Genomic DNA, 20,481 nt, shown 5'->3' with positions numbered 1-20,481 from the left:
CAGGATTGTGGCAGAAGACGAACGATGTCGGTGGATTACCCGCCCAACAACCGCGCCGCATGCAGCGCATGATAGGTCAGCACGCCCGAGCAACCGGCGCGCTTGAACGCCATCAGCGTTTCCAGCACCATCGTGTCGCGATCCGCCGCACCGGCGGCGACCGCATGTTCGATCATCGCATATTCGCCCGACACCTGATAGGCGAAGACCGGCACGGCGAAGCGGTCGCGCACGCGCGCGACGATGTCCAGATAGGGCAGGCCCGGCTTCACCATCACGCTGTCGGCGCCCTCGGCCAGGTCCAGCGCCACTTCGCGCAGCGCTTCCTCGCCATTGGCGGGGTCCATCTGGTAATTTTTCTTGTCGCCCTTCAGCAACCCGCGCGATCCCACCGCATCGCGGAACGGGCCGTAGAAGGCGCTGGCATATTTGGCGGCATAGGCCATGATCTGCACATTGGCATGGCCGCCCTGTTCCAGCGCGGCGCGGATCGCGCCGACCCGGCCGTCCATCATGTCGCTGGGCGCGATGATGTCCGCGCCCGCCGCCGCCTGGTTGAGCGACTGGCCGACCAATATGTCGATGGTCGCGTCATTGAGGACATAGCCGGTATCGTCCAGCAGCCCGTCCTGCCCATGGGCGGTATAGGGGTCCAGCGCCACGTCGGTCAGGATGCCGATATCGGGCACCGCATCCTTGATCGCGCGGATCGCCCGGCACATCAGATTATCGGGATTGAGCGCTTCGGTCCCGTCGTCGCTGCGCCGCTCCGCCTGGGTATTGGGGAAGAGGGCAAGGCAGGGAATGCCGGCATCGCGCGCGTCCTTCGCCCGCTCGACCATCAGGTCCACCGACCAGCGCGACACGCCGGGCAGCGCGCCGATCGGTTCTTCCACGCCGGTCCCTTCGGTCACGAACAGCGGCCAGATGAAATCGCTGGGCGACAGGCGGTTTTCGGCATGCATCGCCCGGCTCCAGGCCGATGCACGGGTGCGGCGCAGGCGCAGCGCCGGATAGGGTGCGTATGTCATGCCAGCGGATGTAGGCCGGGGGTCCGGGGCGATCAAGCCGGGCAGTTTGTCCCAGGCGCCTTGCGTTCAAAGCGGAGGAAGATTTTACCGATCGTTTAGACATTGGTCTAACCACCGAAAGAATATTAGCTTTCGTTAACCCCGATATCGCAGGGCTGGATCAGCGACGGACAGGAAAGCCCCCATGATCAGCATCACTTCGGACCCAAGCCGCAGCCTCGTCATCGCCCAGATGACCGGCTTTCTCGAACCGGCGGACGTTCGGCGTTTCAGCGACGAGAAAGAGGCCGCCGTCATCGCCATGGGGCTGGGGTCCGACGAATATTATCTGCTGGTCAACACCGAAGGCTGCGTCATCCAGTCGCAGGAAGTGGTGGCGACCTTCATGCGCGTGATGCTGGAATCACCCTTCCGCTCGCGCCGTCTGGCGGTGGTGCGGCACGACAATCTGACCCGCATGCAGACCCGCCGCATCCTGAGCGTCCGGGACGAGGCCGACATCTTCGCGTCCGTGGCAGAGGCGGAAGAATGGCTGTTCGCCGCCCCGGTGCAAAGGCGCGCCGCGCACGGTTAAGGAACGCTTTGACCGCCGCCACGCATCCCCTATGGACCGCCGATGCGCGTCATCCATCATATCGCCCTCATCTGTTCCGACTATGACCGTTCGCGGGCCTTCTATCGCGACATATTGGGCCTGCCGGTGATCCGCGAAGTGTGGCGGGCGGAACGGCAATCGTGGAAATGCGATCTGGACGCGGGCAATGCGCAGATCGAACTCTTTTCCTTCCCCGCGCCCCCGCCCCGGCCCAGCCGCCCCGAAGCGCTCGGCCTGCGCCATCTCGCCTTTCTGATCGACGATCTGGACGCGGAAGTCGCGCGGCTGGCGGCGGCCGGCGTCGATTGCGAACCCATCCGCATCGACGAATATACCGGTCAGCGCTTCACCTTCTTCGCCGACCCGGACGGACTGCCGCTGGAACTCTATGAAAGCGCGCCAGCGGCCTGAGGCCGTTATTTCGCGAACCGCTTGAAGAAACTGTCGTCGTTCCACGCCGGCCGCGCCGCCGCATTGGCGACGCGCAGCGTCACCGCAGTCACATAGGCATTGAGCTTCGCCGTCTCCGCCGGCAGCACCGGCTGGTTCAGATCGTCGAACGGCGAATGATAGATATTGGCCCGCCACGCCTTTTCCGTGGTCGCTTCGGGTGTCCCCGCCTTGAACCCATATTTGAAAAACAGCGCCGGGATGCCCTGCCGAATGAAGGCATATTGGTCGGACCGGATGAAAACGTTGCGATCCGGGAAGGGATCGGGCGTTATCGGCAGGTTCATCTGCGCGCTCACCACTTCGGCGTCCTTGCCCAGGCTGCTTTGGTCATAGCCCACCGGCGTCACGCTGGTCAGCGGAAAGATGGGCAGCGCCATATCGAAATTCAGGTCCGCCACGATGCTCTTGGCCGGCACGGTCGGCCGCCCCGCAAAATAGCGCGCGCCCAGCAGCCCCTTCTCCTCCGCCGTGACGATGGTGAACAGGATGGAGCGCTTGGGCTTCACCTTGCTCGCCTTCAATGCGCGCGCGATTTCCAGCAGGCTGGCCACGCCCGACGCATTGTCGAACGCCCCATTATAGATGGCGTCGCCCTTGATCGGCGTGCCGATGCCATAACCGTCCAGATGCGCCGACAGCACGACATGCTCGGCCTTCAGCCTGGGATCGCTGCCCGGCATGACCGCCACCAGATTGGGCGAAGTCAGGTCGCGCCGCGTGGCCGCCACCTGCGCCTTCAAACGCAGCGCCAGCGGGAAGCTGGCGACCGGCGCGGACGCATCGGCCGCCGCCGCGATGGCCGCGAAATCCTTGCCCGTGCCTGCGAAGAACTGCGCCGACTTGGCCGGATCGAACTGCGCGCTCAGGAAGGGCAGCTTCGTTTCCCGCATGGCATCGTCGGCAAAATAGAGCGCCGGCGCCCCGGCCAGCGCGACCCGGCGCACCCAGGGGATTTCCACCTGCCCCGGCGTCACCAACGCGATGAGGCCGACCGCCCCCTGCTCGGCCAGCCATTGCGACCGTTCCGACCGGGCATGGGATTTCAGCGCGCCGGAGATATCCGCCGGCCCGCCCGACAGCACCACCACGATCTTGCCCTTCAGGTCCAGCCCGGCAAAATCATCATGCCCCGCTTCCGGCAGATGCAGGCCATAGCCGGCAAAGACCATCGGCGCGTCGATGCTTTCGGGCACCGGCCCGCCGCTCCCTGAAAAGATGAGGTCGCCCGGCACCGCCAGCGCCGTCTCCCCCTGCGGCCCCACCAGCGCGGCGCTGCTGCGGTCCGACTGGATGCGCTGCTCGACGAAGGCGACCGGCTGCTTGTAGCCATCCACCCCGGCGGGCTTCAGCCCCAGCGCCTTGAACTGGCCGATCACATAATCGGCCGCCCGGTCATAGCCCGGCGTACCGGTCCCCCGCCCTTCCATGCCATCATTGGCCAGCGCCTCGACATGCGCCCACCAGCGCGCGCCGTCATCGACCTGCGCATGGGCCGTGCTCGCGATCAGGGACAGCAGGGGAAGAGCGATGAGGGACAGGCGCATAGAGGCGGACTCCGCTTATTATCAAGGGGCTAACATGCCAGACCCTGTCTGACGAACAAGGGGGCTTGGAACCGCCACCGCGCATGTGTATTATCGCTGCAATACACAAACAGGAGATAGCGATGTCCCGCCCCCTTCCCCTTTTCGCCCTCATGGTCGCGGGCATGGCTCTGTCGACCGCCGCCTGCTCGCGCACCGACGAAACCCCCGCCGCCGAAACAAGCGCCGAAAAGGTCGCGCAAGGCACGCAGGACTGGGCGAAACTCAGCCAGTTCGACGCGATAGAGGCGACCGGCCCGGACAATGTCGTCGTCACCATCGGCGAGCATTTCAAGATCAGCGCCGACGGCGATGCCAAGGCGGTTGCCGATCTCGACATCCGCACGAAAGGCGGCACGCTCATCATCGGCCGCAAGTCCAAGGGCGACTGGAGCTGGGGCCGCAAGGATGGGGATAAGGGCGCGACCGTCCATGTCACCATGCCCATGATCACGTCCGCCGACCTGACCGGCGCAGGCGATTTCGATCTGGACAAGGCGCAGGGCGACAGCCTGACCCTGTCGCTGACCGGCGCGGGCGATTTCCGCATCGGCGCGGTGACGCTCAAGTCGCTGACCACCGACATTACCGGCGCCGGCTCCATGAAGATCGCCGGCACAGCGGACCAGGCGAAATTCTCCATCACCGGCGCCGGCAATATCGACGCCGAAGCGCTGAAGGTCGGCACGGCGAAGGTCGACATATTGGGCGCGGGCGACATCGACTTTGCCTCCGACGGGAAGGTCGCTATCAGCATCATGGGTCCGGGCGACGTGACGGTGAAGGGCAAGGCGCAATGCACGAAGAGCGGAATGGGACCGGGCGAGGCACGCTGCGCGCCCTGATCATCGCGGCGCGGCTGCTGCCCGTCGCGTTGGCAAGTGCGGCGCGGCCGTTGCCCGTTGCGTTGGAAAGCGCCGCGCGGCTGTTGCCCGTCGCGGCGGCAACCAGCGCGGCGGCACTGCTGTTCGCCGCGCCGGCCAGTGCGGCGACGCGTGGCTTCACCATCACCAGTTTCGACGGCATCCGCGTGGATGCGCCCGTCACCGTGGTTCTGACCACCGGGCCGGGCGCGTCGGCGCGGGCGGAGGGCGATCAGGGCGCGCTCGACCGGCTGAAGGTCGATGTGTCCGGCCGCCTGCTGATCGTGTCGATGGAGCGCCCGCGCGCCGGCGAAAAGAGCAGCGGCGCGGCGACCCTGCGCCTGTCGACGCCCATGGTCGATCGGATCATCCTGACTGGCGGCGGCTCGGTCGCCGTCAATCGGATGAAGGGCTTGCAGGGACAGGTTTCGCTGGGCGGCAATGGCGATATCAGCATCAGCGACGTGCAACTCGACCGGATCGACATATTGCTGGCGGGCAGCGGCCGGGCGACGCTGGCGGGCCGTACCGGCATCGCCAATGTCCATGTCACCGGCCCCGGCGCGATCGCCGCCGAACCGCTGCGCGCACGTCAGGCCAGCATCCGCAACGAAGGCCCCGGCACCATCGCCCTGACCGCCGACGTCACGGCCAAGGTCGTGACATCGGGATCGGGCAACATCAGCGTAGCCGGCAAGGCCGCCTGCACCGTGGACAATCGCGGCACCGGCCGCGTGACGTGCGGGGGCGAGAGTTATTAGGGCACACGGGCATGGAGGCATTGCATTCTGTATCGTTATGCGATACAATGCACCATGATCGTCGGACTTCGACACAAAGGGCTCGAAGCCTTTTATCGTACCGGCACAACGCGAGGCATTCAGGCGTCGCATCAAAAGAAGCTGGGACACATATTGGGGCTGCTCGACGTAGCCACCAGCCCCGATGACATGAACTTGCCATCGTTCAAACTGCATCCGTTGAAGGGCGACTTGAAGGGGCATTGGTCGGTCTGGGTCAACGGTAACTGGCGCATCACCTATCGCTTCATTGGTGCGAACGTCGAACTGGTCGATTATCAGGATTATCATTAGGACCATGACTATGATGCACAATCCGCCTCATCCCGGCACTATATTGCGCGACGAGGTGGTTGCCGCGCTGAACTTGTCCGTCACGGAGGCTGCCGACCGGCTTGCCATGTCGCGTGTCGCGCTGTCGCGAGTACTCAATGGCAAGGCTGCGATCAGCCCCGATCTGGCCGTGCGCCTGGAACAGGCCGGCGCAAGCACCGCACGCGCATGGCTCGCGATGCAGGCCAATCATGATCTTTGGAAGGCCATGCAGCACAAGCAACCGCCTGTCCGGCGCTTGGAAGATGCCGCTTGAGGGGTGGCTTTTGATCCGACATTACCTCTGAGAGGGATGATACAGCCAATCGGGGCAGGCTTCCTGTCATTCCCCTCCCGCTTGCGGGAGGGGCAGCGAGACTTGCGCGCGCAGCGCGTTAGTCGCAGCGGGGTGGGCGGTCGCGACGTCCAGCCCACCCCCTAGCCCCTTTCCGCAAACGGGAGGGGGAATATGTCGGTTTCTAGTCTACATCACCCCCTTCACCCACGCTTTCCTATTCCCGCTTTCTCTGATCTATCCTTGCAGATGGAACAGCAAACCTCCCCCGCCGAGCGCGATCGCGCGCCCGTCACTGATCGCGTCATCGATCGCGCGCACTGGACGCCTGCCCGACAGCGCCTCTTCCTCTCCGTCCTGCTGGACAGCGGCCATGTGACCATCGCCGCGCGCGCGGCGGGCATATCGCGGTCCAGCGCGCATCGGCTGCGGCGCAAGCTGGCCGGCACCCCGTTCGATCAGGCCTGGGACCGGGCGCTGGCCGTCCACGCCCATCTGATGGCGGACCCCTTCGCCCAGCCCGGCCGCGGCGCACCACCGCAACAGCCGTGAGGCGAACCGACATGGGAAGGTCATTGGCCTGTCGCCAACCCGTCGCCCGTCTGTGGCGCCCTTGTCGCCCCCTTGGTGCCAGGGTGGCGCGCACCGGTCGCGCAACTGTAGCGTCGATGGCGCCTCGGTGGAGCGCACCCGTCACCCTTCCCTCGCGCAGATGGCGCAACTGTGTAGCCCAAGCAGTACATGCCCGTCGCACCCCCGTCGCAATTGCCCCTTATTGGCCCGACGACGGTGTGAACTTTGGCCTGTCGCGTCCCGGCGACCTTTGTTTCAGCTAACCAGTGCTTATCGAAAACTTTACCAGCCTGTGGTTAGACAGGCCCCACTCTTGACAGCCGGATTCCCGACTATGCGCCTTTCCTTCGCCCTCCCCCTTCTGGCCGCACTCGCACTGCCCCAGCCTGCATGGGCGCAGGTGGCCGTTGCCGATAGCGGCGATACCGGCTGGATGATCCTGTGTGCACTGCTGTTGCTGCTCGCCGCGCTGCCGGGGTTGATGCTGCGCCATGCGGGGCAGGTGAATGTGCGCAACGCGCTGTCGGTGTCGGCGCAGGGTGCCGCCGTCGCCGCCGTCGCCACGCTGACCTTCGCGATCGCCGGCTATAGCCTCGCTTATGCACCGGGCAGCCCATGGCTGGGTGGCGGCTCGAACCTGCTGCTCGCAAACCTCGGCGAATTGCGGGACGGGCTGACCGTGCCCGAATCCGCCTTCGTCCTGTTCCAGCTTGCCCTCGCGCTGCTGGCTGCCTGCCTGTTGGTCGGCGCCGTGGCGGAACGGGTGCGGATCGGCTGGTGGATGGCCTTCACCCCGCTCTGGCTGTTGCTCGTCTATGCGCCGATCGCCCATGCGGTGTGGGGCGGCGGCTGGCTCGCGGATCTGGGCGTCATGGATTTTGCCGGCGGGCTGGTGCTGCATGGCACGGCCGGCTTCTCCGCCCTCGCCCTCGCCATCATCGCCGGGGCGCGGCGCGAGCCATCGGACCCCGGCCATACGCCGCTGCTCGCCATGGCGGGCGGCGCGCTCTTGTGGATCGGCCTGTCCGGCGCGGTCGGCGGCTGGGCCCTGGGCGCGACGGACGATGCGGCGACCGCCATCCTCAATCACCTCTTTGCCGCCTGCGCCGCCGCCCTCGGCTGGGGCCTGCTCGACAAGCTGCTGGGCGCACGGACCCGCGCCACCGGCATCCTGTCCGGCGCGCTGGCCGGCGTCGCCGCCATCTCCGCCTCCGCCGCGCTGGTCGGCACTGGCGGCGCGATGCTGATCGGCCTGATCGCCGCCATAGTCGCGCGCACCGGGGCCGGGCTCGTTGCGGGCAAGGTCGACGACAGCGCCGGCACCTTCGCCATTCATGGCCTGGGCGGTCTGACCGGCACGCTGTTGCTGCCGGTCTTCGTCCTGCCGCTGATGGGCGGGGTCGGTTTCGACGCCAATATCAGCCTGACCGGCGCGCTCACGTCGCAGGCGATCGGGCTGGTCATCGTCGCGCTCTGGGCCATGGTCGGCAGCGCGATCGCCGCGCTGATCATTTCCGTAGTGATCCCCATGCGGGTGAGCGCGCAGGAAGAATCGGATGGCCTCGACACCAGCCAGCATGGCCAGCAGGGCTGGGACTTCCGCTAACCCCATGGGTGTAGCCGTAGCCATCTTCGCCCATCAGGAAGAGCGCCGGATCGCGCTCTGCCTCGCCTCGATCCCGCTCGACCGGCCTGACATGATTTTCCATGTGCTGGTAAACGGCACCACCGATAACACCGTCGCCCGCGCCCGCGCGGCAGCAGGCGACCGGCCCCATGTCATCGTCCACGACATCAAGGCCGGCGGCAAATCGCGGACCTGGAATCATATGGTCCACGACCTGCTGACCGGTGACGAAGAGGCGGTGATCTTCATGGACGGCGACGCGGAAATCGCACCGGCGTCGTTCGACGCCCTGCTCGCCGATCTCGCCGCCCATCCTCAAGCCAATGCCGCCGCCGGCATGCCGATGAACGGCCGCATGGTGGAAGTCTATCGCCAGACGTTGCGCGACGAAGGCGGGATGTTCGGCGATCTCTATGCGCTGTCAGGCCGCTTCGTCGCCGCGATCCGGGCACACGGCCTGCGCTTGCCGGAGGATCTGATCGGCGACGATGGACTGGTCGCAGCCTGGGCACATACCGACCTTATGGATGACAGCCATTGGGTGCATGATCGGGTGCTGGCCTGCGAAAATGCAGGCTTCATCGCCGAGCAGGTGAGCCTCGCCCGCCCCTCGACATGGGCGATGCAGTATAAAAGGCTGATCAATTATTCGGTGCGCTTCTATCAGAACCGCATCGTGTCTGACATCATGACGCGCGAGGGACCGGTGGGCCTCCCCGCGCGTCTTGCGAGCCTTTACGGTAACTGGCTGCCCCGCTGGCATCCGCGCCCCGGTCTGACCGGATGGTTCGACCGGAAGGCGCTTGCCCGCATGCGAAAGGCCGCCTTTTAGCGGTCCTTACCCGCCAGTTCCTTGTTGACGTAGAGCGCGACCATAGTGGCCACCGCGCCGGACAGGAGGTAGATGCCCGAGGCCGCCAGGCCGAACTTGACCGACAGCAGCAGCGCCACCAGCGGCGCGAAGCCGGCACCGACCAGCCAGGCCAGATCGGACGTCAGCGCCGAACTGGTATAGCGGGCCTCGGTCGCGAAATTGGACGCCACGACGCCCGACGACTGACCGAAGGAGAGGCCAAGCAGCATGAAGCCCAGGATCATGAAGGCGACTTCGCCCAATTCCCCGCCATTCAGCAGCAGCGGCGCCATCAGCGCGAAGATCGCGATACCCAGCGCCGACCAGCCGAGCAGCGAACGACGACCGATCTGGTCGGCGATGAAGCCGGAGACGACGATGGCGAGCAGACCCACGGACGCGCCGATCATCTCGATGATGAGGAAGCGGTCGAGCGGCTGGTCGGTATAAAGCGCAACCCAGCACAGCGGGAACACCGTAACCATATGGAACAACGCAAAGCTGGCCAGCGGCGCGAACGCCCCGATGACGATGTTGCGCCCTTCCTTCTGCAGAGTCGGCAGGACCGGCGAAGGCACCAGATCGCGCTGTTCGAACAGACGTTCGAATTCATGCGTCACCACGATGCGCAGACGGGCGAAGAGTGCCACGACGTTGATCGCAAAGGCCACGAAGAAGGGATAGCGCCAGCCCCAGTCGAGGAAATCGGCCTGCGTCATGTTGAGGATGGAGAAGGCGAACAGACCGCTCGCCACGATCAGCGCCAACGGCGCGCCAAGCTGCGGCACCATCGCATACCAGCCACGCTGATGCTGCGGCGCGTTGAGCGAAAGGAGCGAGGCCAGACCGTCCCAGGTGCCGCCCAGCGCGATACCCTGCGCGGCGCGAAGGATGATCAGGACCACCGCAGCATAGTGGCCAATCGTCTCATATCCGGGTAAGAAGGCGATGGCGACGGTAGAGCTGCCGAGCAGGAACAGGGCGCCCGTCAGTTTCGTGCCGCGACCATAGCGTCGATCGATCGCCATGAAGATCAGCGAGCCGATCGGCCGGGTGATGAACGCCACGGCAAAGATCGCGAAGGAATAGAGGGTGCCGGTCAGCGCATCCACATAGGGAAAGACCAGACTCGGAAACACGATCACCGAGGCGATGGCATAGACGAAGAAGTCGAAAAACTCGGAGGTGCGACCGATGATCACACCGATGGAAATGTCCCCAGGCGCAATCGAATGGTCGCGCGCGTTGATGGCGCGCGCGTCGTCCTCAAGTGGCGTGGAGGTGAAGGCAATGGCCCCTGAACTCATAGACATCCGCTCCTTGGCTTGGCCACCGGTGCGGTTTTCTCGTCTGCCAGTGGCCGTGGAATGGCAGCATAACAGAAAACGAGCAGAGTCTAAGCAGTATCCCATATCCCAAACATTTTTTGCATTCGCACACAATTGGACAAATTGCCCACTATCCGACTCTGTGCAGAGTCTTTAGGCGCGCGCCATGGCTAACCCTCCCTCCCCCAACAGGATCAGGCTCTTGCGCTGGTCCGCTCCGATTCTTGCGGCGCCGCTGGCGGGCTGCAACTGGGTCGTGATGAACCCGTCGGGCGATATTGCGGTGCAGCAGCGCGATCTGATCCTGATCTCCGTCGCGCTGATGCTCCTCATCGTCATCCCCGTCATGGCGATGGTCGTGTGGTTCGCGGTGCGTTATCGCGCCACGAACGAAGCGACTGAAAAGGACTATGATCCCGACTGGGATCACAGCACCAAGCTGGAATTGCTGATCTGGTCGGCGCCTCTGCTGATCATCATCGCGCTGGGCGCGCTGACTTGGGTCAGCACCCACAAGCTGGACCCCTATCGTCCGCTCGACCGGATCGACGCGAAAACCGCGATCGACCCCAAGGTCAAGCCGCTGACGGTTCAGGTCGTCGCGCTCGACTGGAAATGGCTCTTCATCTACCCGGATCTGGGCATCGCCACCGTCAATGAACTGGCGCTGCCGACCAACGTTCCGGTCCGCTTCGACATCACCTCCTCGACCGTGATGAACAGCTTCTACATCCCCGAACTGGCCGGCCAGATCTACGCCATGCCCGGCATGAAGACGCAGCTCCACGCCGTCGCCAACAAGCCTGCCAAGGGCATCGGCTTCTCCGCCAACTATTCGGGCGCGGGCTTTACCCATATGCGCTTTGGCTATCAGTCGCTGGACCAGGCCGGTTTCAACGCCTGGGTCGCCAAGGTGAAGGGCAGCCAGACGGGCCTTGACCGCACTGTCTATCAGGCGCTGGCCAAGCCGTCCGAAAAGGCGCCGGTCGCCTATTTCGGTACCAGCGAAGCCAATTTGTTCGATGCCGTCGTCAACCTGTGCGTCAAGCCGGGCCAGCGCTGCATGAAGGAATTGATGCACATCGACCAGATGGGCGGCGCGGGCAAGGAATCGGCCCACGATACCAAGGGGCTGCAATATGACTTCCCCAACAGCCATGTGATCGACCAGGAAGACCGGAACAAGGGCCAGGAAACTGCCCCCGACGCGCCCGGCGCGTCGGATGCTCCGGCTGCGGATCACTCCTCTCACAGCGGCGCTGATGCGCACGCGCAGCATCGGTAAGGCCCATGACTGGCACAATGACAACAGCACAGATGATCTTCGGTCGTCTGACATGGGACAGCTTCCCATGGCATGAGCCCATCGTCGTCGCGACATTCTGCGCGGTGGTGCTGGGCGGCGCGGCCGTCGTGGCGGCGCTCACCTATTTCAAGCTCTGGGGCTATCTCTGGAAAGAGTGGTTCACCAGCGTCGATCACAAGAAGATCGGCATCATGTACATGGTGCTGGGCCTCATCATGTTCCTGCGCGGTTTTGCCGACGCCGTCATGATGCGCCTGCAACAGGCGCTCGCCTTCAACGGGTCGGAGGGCTATCTCAACGCCCACCATTATGACCAGGTGTTCACCGCCCATGGCGTGATCATGATCTTCTTCGTGGCGATGCCGTTCATCACCGGTTTGATGAACTATATCGTCCCGCTTCAGATCGGCGCACGCGACGTCAGCTTCCCCTTCCTGAACAATTTCTCGTTCTGGATGACAACGGGTGGCGCGGTGCTGGTGATGGCTTCGCTGTTCCTGGGCGAATTCGCCCAGACCGGCTGGCTCGCCTATCCGCCGCTGTCGGGGATCGACTATAGCCCGGCCACGGGGGTCGACTATTATATCTGGGCGTTGCAGGTCGCAGGCGTGGGCACGACATTGTCGGGCATCAACCTGATTGCGACCATCGTGAAGATGCGCGCGCCCGGTATGTCCATCATGAAGATGCCGGTGTTCACCTGGACCTCGCTCTGCGCGAACATCCTGATCGTCGCCTCCTTCCCCATCCTGACCGCCACTTTGGTCCTGCTCTCGCTCGACCGTTATGCCGGCACCAACTTCTTCACGAACGACTTCGGCGGCAACCCGATGATGTACGTGAACCTGATCTGGATCTGGGGTCACCCGGAAGTCTACATCCTCATCCTGCCGCTGTTCGGCGTCTTCTCGGAAGTCACCTCGACCTTCTCGGGCAAGCGTCTGTTCGGCTATACCTCCATGGTTTACGCCACCTGCTGCATCATGGTGCTGTCCTACCTCGTGTGGCTGCACCACTTCTTCACCATGGGCTCTGGCGCCAGCGTCAACAGCTTCTTCGGCATCACGACGATGATCATTTCGATCCCGACGGGTGCGAAGCTCTTCAACTGGCTTTTCACCATGTATCGCGGCCGCGTTCGTTTCGAACTGCCGATGATGTGGACCGTCGCCTTCATGCTGACCTTCACGATCGGTGGCATGACCGGCGTGATGCTCGCCGTGCCGCCCGCAGACTTCGTGCTGCACAACTCGCTGTTCCTGATCGCGCATTTCCATAACGTGATCATCGGCGGCGTGCTGTTCGGCCTGTTCGCGGCGATCAACTATTGGTGGCCCAAGGCATTCGGCTTCAAGCTCAACCAGTTCTGGGGCCATGTGTCCTTCTGGTGCTGGCAGGTCGGCTTCTGGCTCGCCTTCACGCCGCTCTACATCCTTGGCTTCATGGGTGTGACGCGTCGTATGCGCGTGTTCGACGATCCGTCGCTTCAGATCTACTTCGTCATCGCCGCGATCGGCGCCGCCATCGTCGCGGCCGGCATCGGGGCCATGCTGGTACAGTTCGCCCTGTCCATCTGGAAGCGCGACGAACTGAAGGTCGAAGGCGATCCGTGGAACGGCCGTACCCTGGAATGGGCGACCAGTTCGCCCCCGCCGGAGTATAATTTCGCCTTCACGCCGGTCGTCTATGACGCCGACAGCTGGGCGGACATGAAGCGCCACGGCTATCAGCGTCCGCTGACCGGCTATCAGGCGATCCATATGCCCAGCAGCACCGGCACCGGCGTGATCCTGGCCGGCCTGGCCACGGTCTGCGGCTTTGCCCTGATCTGGTATATGTGGTGGCTGGCCGCCCTCAGCTTCGTCGGCATGATCGGCTTCGCCATCTTCCACACCTTCAACTACAAGCGCGACTATTACATCCCGGTCGAGGATGTGACGCGTACCGAGGAAGAGCGTACGCGCATCCTCGCCGCTGGAGTCTGACTGACATGAGCAGCGCAACTGCAACCACGGAACCTCGGGCATATCATCTGCCCGAGGAACCGCACCTCCACGAAGGCCACAGCACCATGCTGGGCTTCTGGATGTACCTGATGAGCGATTGCCTCATCTTCGCCATCCTGTTCGCCACCTATGCCGTGCTGGGCGGCAATTTCGCCGGCGGCCCCGGCCCCAAGGATCTGTTCGACCTGCCGCTCATCGCGATCAACACCGCGATGCTGCTCTTCTCTTCGATCACCTATGGCTTTGCCATGCTGGCGATGGAAAAGAACAAGGTCAGCGCCACGCAGGGCTGGCTGTTCGTCACGCTGCTGTTCGGCGGGGCGTTCCTGTTCATCGAACTCTACGAATTCTCGCACCTCATCCATGAAGGCGCGGGTCCGGGACGTTCGGCCTTCCTGTCGGCCTTCTTCACGCTGGTCGGCACGCACGGCCTGCACGTCACCTTCGGTTCGATCTGGCTGATCACGCTGATGGTTCAGGTCGCCAAGAAGGGCCTGATCCCCGCCAACAAGCGCCGCCTGCTGTGCCTTTCCATGTTCTGGCACTTCCTCGACGTCATCTGGATCGGCGTCTTCACCTTTGTCTATCTGATGGGAGTCCTGCGGTGAGCGACGCTGTCCATCCCCACGACGCCCATGGCCATGGGCATCATGACGATCATCATGAAGAAGGCGCCCATGGCACTTTCGGCAGCTATATGATCGGTTTCGGCCTGTCGGTGATCCTGACGGCCATCCCCTTCTGGCTGGTGATGTCCGGCGTGCTGGGCGACCCCAAGCTGACCGGCATCGTCATCGTCGCCTTCGCGGCGGTGCAGGTGATCGTGCACATGATCTATTTCCTGCACATGAACACCCGCGTCGAAGGCGGCTGGTCGTTCATGGCGATGGCGCTGACGCTGGTGCTGGTCGTCATCGTTCTGGCTGGTTCGACCTGGGTCATGTATCATATGAACAACAATATGATGCCGCATGCGGACATGGATATGACCGGCGAAATGAACGCCGGCCACGACATGTCGACCATGGCGAACATGAGCGAAATGCCGTGACAACGGCGAACACCGGGGGGCGTGGCAAACGCTCCCCGGCATTCACGATCGGCTTGACGCTGATCGCCCTGATCCTGTTTTCCGGCTTAGGTGCGCTTGGCGCCTGGCAAATCCAGCGCCTTGGCTGGAAGCGCGACCTGATCGCCCGTGTCGATGCCCGCATCCACGCCGCGCCGGTCCCCGCCCCCATCACCGCCACCAAAGCCGACGAATATCGCCGCGTCACCCTGTCCGGCACCTTCCTGCATGACAAGGCCGCCCTGACGCAGGCCGTCACCGTGCGTGGCCCCGGCTTCTGGCTGATGACGCCACTGCGCGCCGCCGATGGCGCCGTCACCCTCATCAATCGTGGCTTCGTGCCCAGCCGCACCGCATCCTATGAGCGGCCGCAGGGCAAAGTGCAGGTCACAGGTCTGCTGCGCCTTACCGAGCCCAATGGCGGCTTCCTGCGCAGCAACGATCCTGCCGCCGACCGTTGGCATTCCCGCGACGTCGCCGCCATCGCACAGGCGCGCAACCTCGGCAGCACACGCCCCTATTTCATCGATGCGCAGCGCGGCCCCTCCCCCACTGCCCTGCCGATCGGCGGCCTGACCGTCGTCAGCTTCCCCAACAATCATCTGCAATATGCCATCACCTGGTTCGCGCTGGCGGCGATGACGCTGGGCGCCTATATGCTGGTCATGCGCCAGACTGGAAAAGATCGCCGGGAATGACCGCGCCGTCCGCCAGACGCAGGCGCTGGCTGCCCGGCCGGTGGCCCGCCGATGCAGCCGGGCGGCGCAACATGGTGCTGCTGGTGCAACTGCGCTGGATAGCCATTGCCGGCCAGATCGCGACGATCGGCTTCGTCCATTTCGGCATGGACATTCATCTGCCGATCGCCTCCATGCTGGTCGTGCCGTGCATCGCCACCGCCATGAACGCCGGCAGCCTGATGGTGCTACGGCGGCGCACCGACATCACCCATGCCGAACTGTTTCTGGCGCTGCTGTTCGACGTGTTCGCGCTCACCACGCAGCTCTATCTCAGCGGCGGCGCGACCAATCCGTTCGTCTCGCTCTATCTGGTGCAGGTCGCGCTGGGCGCCATGCTGCTGCATCGCTGGAGTGCCTGGGGTATCGTGGTGGTGTCCACGCTCTGTGCCGCGATGCTGGCCTTCATCTACCGACCGCTCGATCTCAACGAAGCGCTGGAAGGCCATTTGTTCGACCTGCACATCGTCGGCACATGGGTCTGCATCACCATGATCGCGGTGCTGCTGGTGCTGTTCATGACGCGCGTGAACCAGAATCTGCAACAGCGTGAAGCCTATCTGGCGCAATTGCGGCAGCAGGCGGTTGAGGAAGAACATATCGTCCGCATGGGCCTGCTCGCATCGGGCGCCGCGCATGAACTGGGCACCCCCCTCGCCCAGTTGGCCGTGGTCCTGGGCGACTGGCGGCACATGCGGGAAATCAAGGCGCATCCCGCGCTGGTCGAGGAAGTGGGCGAGATGGAGGCGGCGGTCAAACGCTGCAAGACGATCCTGACCGGCATCCTGATGTCGGCGGGCGAAGCGCGCGGCGAGGCGCCGGAAGTCACCAATGTTCGCGATTTCATCGACATCATCGCGCGCGACTGGCGCAATGCCAATCCCGGCATGCCGCTACGCTGCGACTTTGGCCCGCACAGCTATCCCCGCATCATCGCCGACCCGGTGATCCGCCAGGCCGTGACCAACCTGCTCGACAATGCGCGTGAGGCCGGCGCCAGCTATATCAACATCATGGTCAGCCGCGACAGCCAATGGCTCCACATCGCCGTGCGCGACAATGGCCGGGGGTTCGATCCGGCGATGCTGGCCGATGTCGGCAAGCCCTACCGATCGAGCAAGGGCAAGCAGGGCGGCGGCCTGGGCCTGTTTCTGGTCGTCAATGTCGTGCGCAAGCTGGGCGGGCGCGTCGATGCCAGCAATGGCGCGGATGGTGGCGCGATGGTCCAGTTGCGGCTGCCTCTCGACACGCTGGCCATGGAGGAGGAAGAGGAGACTCTTCAGGAGGAGACGGGCGATGACGCATGACCGGCAATTGCTGATCGTCGAGGATGACGAGAGTTTTGCCCGTACCCTCAAACGCTCCTTCGAGCGGCGCGACTATGATGTGCTGCTCGCCGATAGTCTGGAAACATTGACCGCGGTGCTCGCCGAGCATCGGCCGGGCTTTGCCGTGGTCGATCTGAAGCTCGGGCCGCAATCCGGCCTCGCCTGCGTCCAGGCGCTCCATGCGCATGATCCCGCAATGCTGATCGTCGTGCTGACCGGTTTCGCTAGCATCGCCACCGCGGTGGAAGCGATCAAGCTGGGCGCGACCAACTATCTGGCCAAGCCGTCCAACACCGACGATATCGAAGCCGCCTTCGCCCGCGCCGGCGGCGATCCCGCCACGCCCCTTGCGCCCCGGCCGACGTCGATCAAGACGCTGGAGTGGGAGCATATCCACGAAGTGCTGAAGAATAGCGACTTCAACATTTCCGAAGCCGCACGGCGACTGGGCATGCACCGCCGCACCCTCGCCCGCAAATTGGCCAAGCGGCAGGTCGGCTGATCTTCAACGCTGTCGGAAATCTGGAGCGGGTGAGGGGAATCGAACCCCCGTCGTCAGCTTGGGAAGCTGCTGCTCTACCATTGAGCTACACCCGCGTCTGACCCGCCCATGGCGCAAGCCATGGGCCGCTGTCAACTCGGATCAGCCGTAAGGCGCGTCCGCATCGCGCGCCGGGATCGCACCGCGCCGGCCGATATTCCATCCCGCCAGCCGGTGCCCGGCCAATGCCGCATCGCGCGGACTGGCGCCGGCAAGACGCGCATGGAGATAGCCGCCGTTGAAAGCATCGCCCGCGCCGCTCGAATCGATCACATCGACACGCTGCGGGATTGCGACGACCTCGCCCGCCACCAGGCAGCCGTCGCCGCCCAGCTTGACGACGACATCCTTGCCTTCGCCCGCGCCCCAGCGCGTGGCCGCATCTAGCGCATCGTCCGCCTCCCCCATCTCGACCTCGTCGGCCAGGGTCGGCAATCCCATGTCGCTGACCGTGATCGCCCGGTCGCGCCAGTGGCACGCGGTCGCCGCATCGTCCCAGAGGCGCGCGCGATAATTGCCGTCGAAGGCGATCTTGCCGCCATGGGCGCGCACCTGCGCGCACAGGTCCAGCAATGCCTCCCGCCCGGCATCGGGCAGGATCGCCAGTGTGATGAGCGAAAAATAAATCAGGTCGGATTGGGCCGCCTGCGCCACCATGGCTGCGCTTTCAGGGAATTCGAACATGCGTCGGGCCGCCGCTTCGCTGCGCCAATAGTGGAAGCTGCGCTCGCCGGTCGCATCCGTCTCGATCGCGTAGAGGCCGGGCAGACGGCCCTGCGCCGCGATCACCAGCGACGTATCGACGCCCTCAGCCTCCCACTGGCCTAGCAGCTGGGCGCTCATGGGGTCGGCACCCAGGGCGCTGGCAAGACGCACCCGATCGCCTGCCCGGGCGAGGTGGATGGCGGTATTGATGACGTCGCCGCCATAGCGCAGGTTCCAGCCGTCGCCTTCGCTCCGGCTCAACTCCAGCATCGCTTCCCCAATGACCGTGATCGTCGCCTTCGTCGCCATGCCTGCTCCGCTCCCAATTTGAGCGGGCTTGGTGGTCAGAGCGGCGCGCCAAGTCAAGGGGGCAGACGTGATCCGCGCGTTCATCGCGTCACGGAACATTTGCACATGACCGCCGTTTTGCCGAAGGCAAAGGTGCAGCATCCGCTCGCGCCTGATTCGGGGACATGATGATTACCGCCTCCAACCATGAATCGGGCAACCGCTTCGAACTGCTGGTTCAAAGCGTGACGGACTATGCCATTTTCATGCTCGACCCCGATGGCATCGTCGCCAGCTGGAATACGGGTGCCCGCCGCTTCAAGGGCTATGAGGCCGACGAGATTATCGGGCAGCATTTCTCGCGATTCTATACGGCGGAGGAGCAGGCTGCAGGCATCCCTGCCATCGCGCTGCTGACCGCGCTGCAGGAAGGCCGGTTCGAGGCCGAAGGCTGGCGCATCCGCAAGGATGGCGGGCGTTTTTGGGCCAATGTGGTGATCGATCCGATTCTCGCGCCCGACGGGCAGTTGCTGGGCTTTGCCAAGGTCACGCGCGACCTGACCGAACGACGTGCTGCGCAGGAGGCCTTGCGCGAAAGCGAAGAACGCTTCCGGCTGCTGGTGCAAAGCGTGACCGATTACGCCATCTACATGATCGACCCCTTCGGCACGATCACCAGCTGGAACATGGGCGCCCAGCGATTCAAGGGATATGACGCAGACGAAATCCTGGGTCAGAATTTCGCCCGCTTCTACAGCGAGGAGGACAGGCTGGCCGGCCTCCCGTCCCGCGCGCTGCATACCGCCGAAACGGACGGCCGGTTCGAGGCGGAGGGATGGCGCATCCGCAAGGACGGGTCGCGCTTCTGGGCCAATGTGGTGATCGACCCGATCCGTACGCCCGACGGGCAATTGCTGGGCTTTGCCAAGATCACCCGCGACCTGACCGAGCGGCGCGAAACGCAGCACGCGCTGGACGAAGCCCGCGACGCCATCGTCCAGACGCAAAAGATGGACGCAATCGGCAAGCTGACCGGTGGCGTCGCACATGATTTCAACAATCTGCTGGCGGTGATCGTCGGCAGCCTGGACCTGGCGCGACAGCGGCTGGCGAGCGGCGGCGATATCAGCCGCTATCTCGACAATGCAATGACGGCGGCGGATCGCGGCGCGACGCTGACGCAGCGCATGCTGGCCTTTGCCCGCAAGCAGGAACTCAAGCTGCAAAGCGTCGATTGCATCGCGCTGGTGCAGGGCATGGCCGAACTGTTCCGCACTACGCTGGGCGCTTCGGTCATCATCGAAACCCGTTTTCCGTTGGCGATGCCTGCTGCCCATGCCGATGCGGCGCAACTGGAACTCGCGCTGCTGAACCTGGCAGTCAATGCGCGCGACGCCATGCCCAATGGCGGACGCATCACCGTGGAGGCGACGGAAATCGTCGTTGCACAGGATGAGCGGCCCGATCTGGGTGCCGGCACCTATATCCGCCTGTCCATGATGGATGAAGGCGAAGGCATGGATGCCGCGACGCTGGAGCGAGCGCGGGAGCCCTTTTTCACCACCAAGGGCGTGGGCAAGGGGACGGGCCTGGGCCTGTCGATGGTCCATGGCTTCGCGCAGCAATGCGGCGGATCGCTGAGCCTGAAGAGCGAGCCGGGTGCAGGCACTACCGTGTCCCTGTGGCTGCCCGTGGCGTGGAGCGAAGCGGATGCCCTGCCCATCGTCCAGTCGGGCGACACGGGCATAGCGGGCGATAGGCCGCTGGTCATATTGGCGGCGGACGACGACCATCTGGTGCTGACGAATACGGCGGGCATGCTGGAAGAATTGGGCCATACGGTCTTTCAGGCCTCGTCCGGCATGGATGCGCTGCGCCTGCTGGAACAGGGGCGGGTAGACCTGATCGTGACGGACCATGCGATGCCGGGCATGACCGGTGCGCAACTGGCCGACAGCATAGAGGAAAAATGGCCGGGCCTGCCGGTCATCGTCATCACCGGCTTTGCCGAATTGCCGCCGCACGCCTCCCGCCGTCCGCGACTGGACAAGCCGTTCCGGCAGGCCGAACTGGCCCGGATCGTCGCCACGACCATGCGCGCATCGTCCATGGAGGCCGATCCGGTTGCAAATATAATACTTCGCGACTGCTAAGGCAGTTTTTCAGAAATCGAACCGAAATATTGGAA

At 64.3% G+C, this 20,481-nt stretch carries 21 protein-coding genes and 1 tRNA gene; 17 read left to right on the top strand and 5 right to left on the bottom strand.

Features of this window, described 5'->3' with window-relative positions:
• Positions 1 to 35 precede the first annotated feature (35 nt).
• Positions 36 to 1,031 (bottom strand): porphobilinogen synthase, encoded by a 996-nt coding sequence (hemB, locus tag F4U94_RS15945; protein WP_120249546.1) that lies wholly within the window; start codon positions 1,029 to 1,031, stop codon positions 36 to 38.
• 184 nt (positions 1,032 to 1,215) lie between these two features.
• On the opposite strand from hemB, the gene F4U94_RS15940 reads away from it, so the two are divergent.
• On the top strand, positions 1,216 to 1,605 hold the full coding sequence (locus F4U94_RS15940; protein ID WP_120249545.1) for a hypothetical protein: 390 nt from the start codon (positions 1,216 to 1,218) through the stop codon (positions 1,603 to 1,605).
• A gap of 42 nt (positions 1,606 to 1,647) precedes the next feature.
• The gene (gene gloA2, locus F4U94_RS15935; protein ID WP_120249544.1) at positions 1,648 to 2,037 is read left to right on the top strand and encodes an SMU1112c/YaeR family gloxylase I-like metalloprotein; all 390 of its coding nucleotides are present in this window, start codon (positions 1,648 to 1,650) and stop codon (positions 2,035 to 2,037) included.
• A 5-nt stretch (positions 2,038 to 2,042) separates the two neighbouring features.
• Here the strand turns inward: gloA2 and F4U94_RS15930 are convergent, their stop codons facing one another.
• Positions 2,043 to 3,623 (bottom strand): M28 family metallopeptidase, encoded by a 1,581-nt coding sequence (locus F4U94_RS15930; protein WP_120249543.1) that lies wholly within the window; start codon positions 3,621 to 3,623, stop codon positions 2,043 to 2,045.
• A 122-nt stretch (positions 3,624 to 3,745) separates the two neighbouring features.
• On the opposite strand from F4U94_RS15930, the gene F4U94_RS15925 reads away from it, so the two are divergent.
• The 7 genes from F4U94_RS15925 (at position 3,746) to F4U94_RS15895 (ending at position 8,964) form a co-directional block, all read left to right on the top strand.
• Positions 3,746 to 4,507, top strand: coding sequence for a head GIN domain-containing protein (locus F4U94_RS15925; RefSeq protein ID WP_232015838.1), 762 nt, complete (start codon positions 3,746 to 3,748; stop codon positions 4,505 to 4,507).
• Positions 4,459 to 5,286 carry a GIN domain-containing protein gene (locus F4U94_RS15920; RefSeq protein WP_120249541.1) on the top strand — a complete coding sequence of 276 codons (828 nt, stop codon included), beginning with the start codon at positions 4,459 to 4,461 and terminating at the stop codon, positions 5,284 to 5,286. The genes F4U94_RS15925 and F4U94_RS15920 overlap by 49 nt, the downstream gene beginning before the upstream one ends.
• A 54-nt stretch (positions 5,287 to 5,340) precedes the next feature.
• Positions 5,341 to 5,619: a type II toxin-antitoxin system RelE/ParE family toxin gene (locus F4U94_RS15915; RefSeq protein ID WP_120249540.1), complete on the top strand. Its 279-nt coding sequence runs from the start codon at positions 5,341 to 5,343 to the stop codon at positions 5,617 to 5,619.
• Between the two features lie 10 nt (positions 5,620 to 5,629).
• A complete protein-coding gene (locus F4U94_RS15910; RefSeq protein ID WP_120249539.1) occupies positions 5,630 to 5,914 on the top strand; it encodes a HigA family addiction module antitoxin in 285 nt (94 codons plus the stop codon).
• 267 nt (positions 5,915 to 6,181) lie between these two features.
• Positions 6,182 to 6,484, top strand: a complete 303-nt coding sequence (locus tag F4U94_RS15905) for a LysR family transcriptional regulator (protein WP_232015837.1) — start codon at positions 6,182 to 6,184, stop codon at positions 6,482 to 6,484.
• Between the two features lie 355 nt (positions 6,485 to 6,839).
• A complete protein-coding gene (locus F4U94_RS15900; RefSeq protein ID WP_120249538.1) occupies positions 6,840 to 8,111 on the top strand; it encodes an ammonium transporter in 1,272 nt (423 codons plus the stop codon).
• A 4-nt stretch (positions 8,112 to 8,115) separates the two neighbouring features.
• Positions 8,116 to 8,964: a glycosyltransferase gene (locus F4U94_RS15895; RefSeq protein WP_120249537.1), complete on the top strand. Its 849-nt coding sequence runs from the start codon at positions 8,116 to 8,118 to the stop codon at positions 8,962 to 8,964.
• Here the strand turns inward: F4U94_RS15895 and F4U94_RS15890 are convergent.
• The gene (locus F4U94_RS15890) at positions 8,961 to 10,292 is read right to left on the bottom strand and encodes an MFS transporter (protein ID WP_120249536.1); all 1,332 of its coding nucleotides are present in this window, start codon (positions 10,290 to 10,292) and stop codon (positions 8,961 to 8,963) included. The genes F4U94_RS15895 and F4U94_RS15890 overlap by 4 nt on opposite strands.
• Before the next feature lie 187 nt (positions 10,293 to 10,479).
• Between F4U94_RS15890 and cyoA the strand changes: the two genes are divergently transcribed.
• From cyoA to F4U94_RS15855, 7 genes are read left to right on the top strand one after another with little or no spacing between them, the layout of a single operon-like run.
• Positions 10,480 to 11,598: a ubiquinol oxidase subunit II gene (gene cyoA / locus F4U94_RS15885; RefSeq protein WP_120249535.1), complete on the top strand. Its 1,119-nt coding sequence runs from the start codon at positions 10,480 to 10,482 to the stop codon at positions 11,596 to 11,598.
• 5 nt (positions 11,599 to 11,603) lie between these two features.
• Positions 11,604 to 13,604, top strand: a complete 2,001-nt coding sequence (cyoB, locus tag F4U94_RS15880) for a cytochrome o ubiquinol oxidase subunit I (RefSeq protein ID WP_120249534.1) — start codon at positions 11,604 to 11,606, stop codon at positions 13,602 to 13,604.
• Between the two features lie 5 nt (positions 13,605 to 13,609).
• Positions 13,610 to 14,233, top strand: a complete 624-nt coding sequence (gene cyoC, locus F4U94_RS15875; protein WP_120249533.1) for a cytochrome o ubiquinol oxidase subunit III — start codon at positions 13,610 to 13,612, stop codon at positions 14,231 to 14,233.
• Positions 14,230 to 14,676, top strand: a complete 447-nt coding sequence (cyoD, locus tag F4U94_RS15870) for a cytochrome o ubiquinol oxidase subunit IV (RefSeq protein ID WP_120249532.1) — start codon at positions 14,230 to 14,232, stop codon at positions 14,674 to 14,676. The genes cyoC and cyoD overlap by 4 nt, the downstream gene beginning before the upstream one ends.
• Positions 14,673 to 15,392, top strand: a complete 720-nt coding sequence (locus F4U94_RS15865) for an SURF1 family protein (RefSeq protein ID WP_120249531.1) — start codon at positions 14,673 to 14,675, stop codon at positions 15,390 to 15,392. Before cyoD ends, F4U94_RS15865 begins: the two co-directional genes overlap by 4 nt.
• Positions 15,389 to 16,738 carry an ATP-binding protein gene (locus F4U94_RS15860; RefSeq protein WP_120249530.1) on the top strand — a complete coding sequence of 450 codons (1,350 nt, stop codon included), beginning with the start codon at positions 15,389 to 15,391 and terminating at the stop codon, positions 16,736 to 16,738. Before F4U94_RS15865 ends, F4U94_RS15860 begins: the two co-directional genes overlap by 4 nt.
• Positions 16,728 to 17,261 carry a response regulator transcription factor gene (locus F4U94_RS15855; RefSeq protein WP_120249529.1) on the top strand — a complete coding sequence of 178 codons (534 nt, stop codon included), beginning with the start codon at positions 16,728 to 16,730 and terminating at the stop codon, positions 17,259 to 17,261. The genes F4U94_RS15860 and F4U94_RS15855 overlap by 11 nt, the downstream gene beginning before the upstream one ends.
• Positions 17,262 to 17,282: 21 nt before the next feature.
• Here the strand turns inward: F4U94_RS15855 and F4U94_RS15850 are convergent.
• Both F4U94_RS15850 and F4U94_RS15845 read right to left on the bottom strand, forming a co-directional pair.
• Positions 17,283 to 17,356, bottom strand: a tRNA-Gly gene (locus F4U94_RS15850).
• 46 nt (positions 17,357 to 17,402) lie between these two features.
• Complete coding sequence (locus tag F4U94_RS15845) at positions 17,403 to 18,314, bottom strand: sugar kinase (RefSeq protein ID WP_120249478.1); 912 nt, start codon at positions 18,312 to 18,314, stop codon at positions 17,403 to 17,405.
• A 167-nt stretch (positions 18,315 to 18,481) separates the two neighbouring features.
• Between F4U94_RS15845 and F4U94_RS15840 the strand changes: the two genes are divergently transcribed.
• Positions 18,482 to 20,446 (top strand): hybrid sensor histidine kinase/response regulator, encoded by a 1,965-nt coding sequence (locus tag F4U94_RS15840; RefSeq protein ID WP_150412014.1) that lies wholly within the window; start codon positions 18,482 to 18,484, stop codon positions 20,444 to 20,446.
• Positions 20,447 to 20,481 lie beyond the last annotated feature (35 nt).

This window comes from Sphingobium limneticum, assembly GCF_008710155.1.
Classification (GTDB): Bacteria; Pseudomonadota; Alphaproteobacteria; order Sphingomonadales; family Sphingomonadaceae; genus Sphingobium; species Sphingobium limneticum.
Note: the sequence above shows the minus strand (reverse complement) of the source record. Positions and strands in the feature narration are given on the sequence as shown.

Excerpts from the sequence above, each read along its gene's own strand:
- hemB (WP_120249546.1), bottom strand. The coding sequence starts at position 1,031 with ATGACATACGCACCCTATCCGGCGCTGCGCCTGCGCCGCACCCGTGCA.
- F4U94_RS15940 (WP_120249545.1), top strand. The coding sequence starts at position 1,216 with ATGATCAGCATCACTTCGGACCCAAGCCGCAGCCTCGTCATCGCCCAG.
- gloA2 (WP_120249544.1), top strand. The coding sequence starts at position 1,648 with ATGCGCGTCATCCATCATATCGCCCTCATCTGTTCCGACTATGACCGT.
- F4U94_RS15930 (WP_120249543.1), bottom strand. The coding sequence starts at position 3,623 with ATGCGCCTGTCCCTCATCGCTCTTCCCCTGCTGTCCCTGATCGCGAGC.
- F4U94_RS15925 (WP_232015838.1), top strand. The coding sequence starts at position 3,746 with ATGTCCCGCCCCCTTCCCCTTTTCGCCCTCATGGTCGCGGGCATGGCT.
- F4U94_RS15920 (WP_120249541.1), top strand. The coding sequence starts at position 4,459 with ATGCACGAAGAGCGGAATGGGACCGGGCGAGGCACGCTGCGCGCCCTG.
- F4U94_RS15915 (WP_120249540.1), top strand. The coding sequence starts at position 5,341 with ATGATCGTCGGACTTCGACACAAAGGGCTCGAAGCCTTTTATCGTACC.
- F4U94_RS15910 (WP_120249539.1), top strand. The coding sequence starts at position 5,630 with ATGATGCACAATCCGCCTCATCCCGGCACTATATTGCGCGACGAGGTG.
- F4U94_RS15905 (WP_232015837.1), top strand. The coding sequence starts at position 6,182 with ATGGAACAGCAAACCTCCCCCGCCGAGCGCGATCGCGCGCCCGTCACT.
- F4U94_RS15900 (WP_120249538.1), top strand. The coding sequence starts at position 6,840 with ATGCGCCTTTCCTTCGCCCTCCCCCTTCTGGCCGCACTCGCACTGCCC.
- F4U94_RS15895 (WP_120249537.1), top strand. The coding sequence starts at position 8,116 with ATGGGTGTAGCCGTAGCCATCTTCGCCCATCAGGAAGAGCGCCGGATC.
- F4U94_RS15890 (WP_120249536.1), bottom strand. The coding sequence starts at position 10,292 with ATGAGTTCAGGGGCCATTGCCTTCACCTCCACGCCACTTGAGGACGAC.
- cyoA (WP_120249535.1), top strand. The coding sequence starts at position 10,480 with ATGGCTAACCCTCCCTCCCCCAACAGGATCAGGCTCTTGCGCTGGTCC.
- cyoB (WP_120249534.1), top strand. The coding sequence starts at position 11,604 with ATGACTGGCACAATGACAACAGCACAGATGATCTTCGGTCGTCTGACA.
- cyoC (WP_120249533.1), top strand. The coding sequence starts at position 13,610 with ATGAGCAGCGCAACTGCAACCACGGAACCTCGGGCATATCATCTGCCC.
- F4U94_RS15860 (WP_120249530.1), top strand. The coding sequence starts at position 15,389 with ATGACCGCGCCGTCCGCCAGACGCAGGCGCTGGCTGCCCGGCCGGTGG.
- F4U94_RS15855 (WP_120249529.1), top strand. The coding sequence starts at position 16,728 with ATGACGCATGACCGGCAATTGCTGATCGTCGAGGATGACGAGAGTTTT.
- F4U94_RS15845 (WP_120249478.1), bottom strand. The coding sequence starts at position 18,314 with ATGGCGACGAAGGCGACGATCACGGTCATTGGGGAAGCGATGCTGGAG.
- F4U94_RS15840 (WP_150412014.1), top strand. The coding sequence starts at position 18,482 with ATGATTACCGCCTCCAACCATGAATCGGGCAACCGCTTCGAACTGCTG.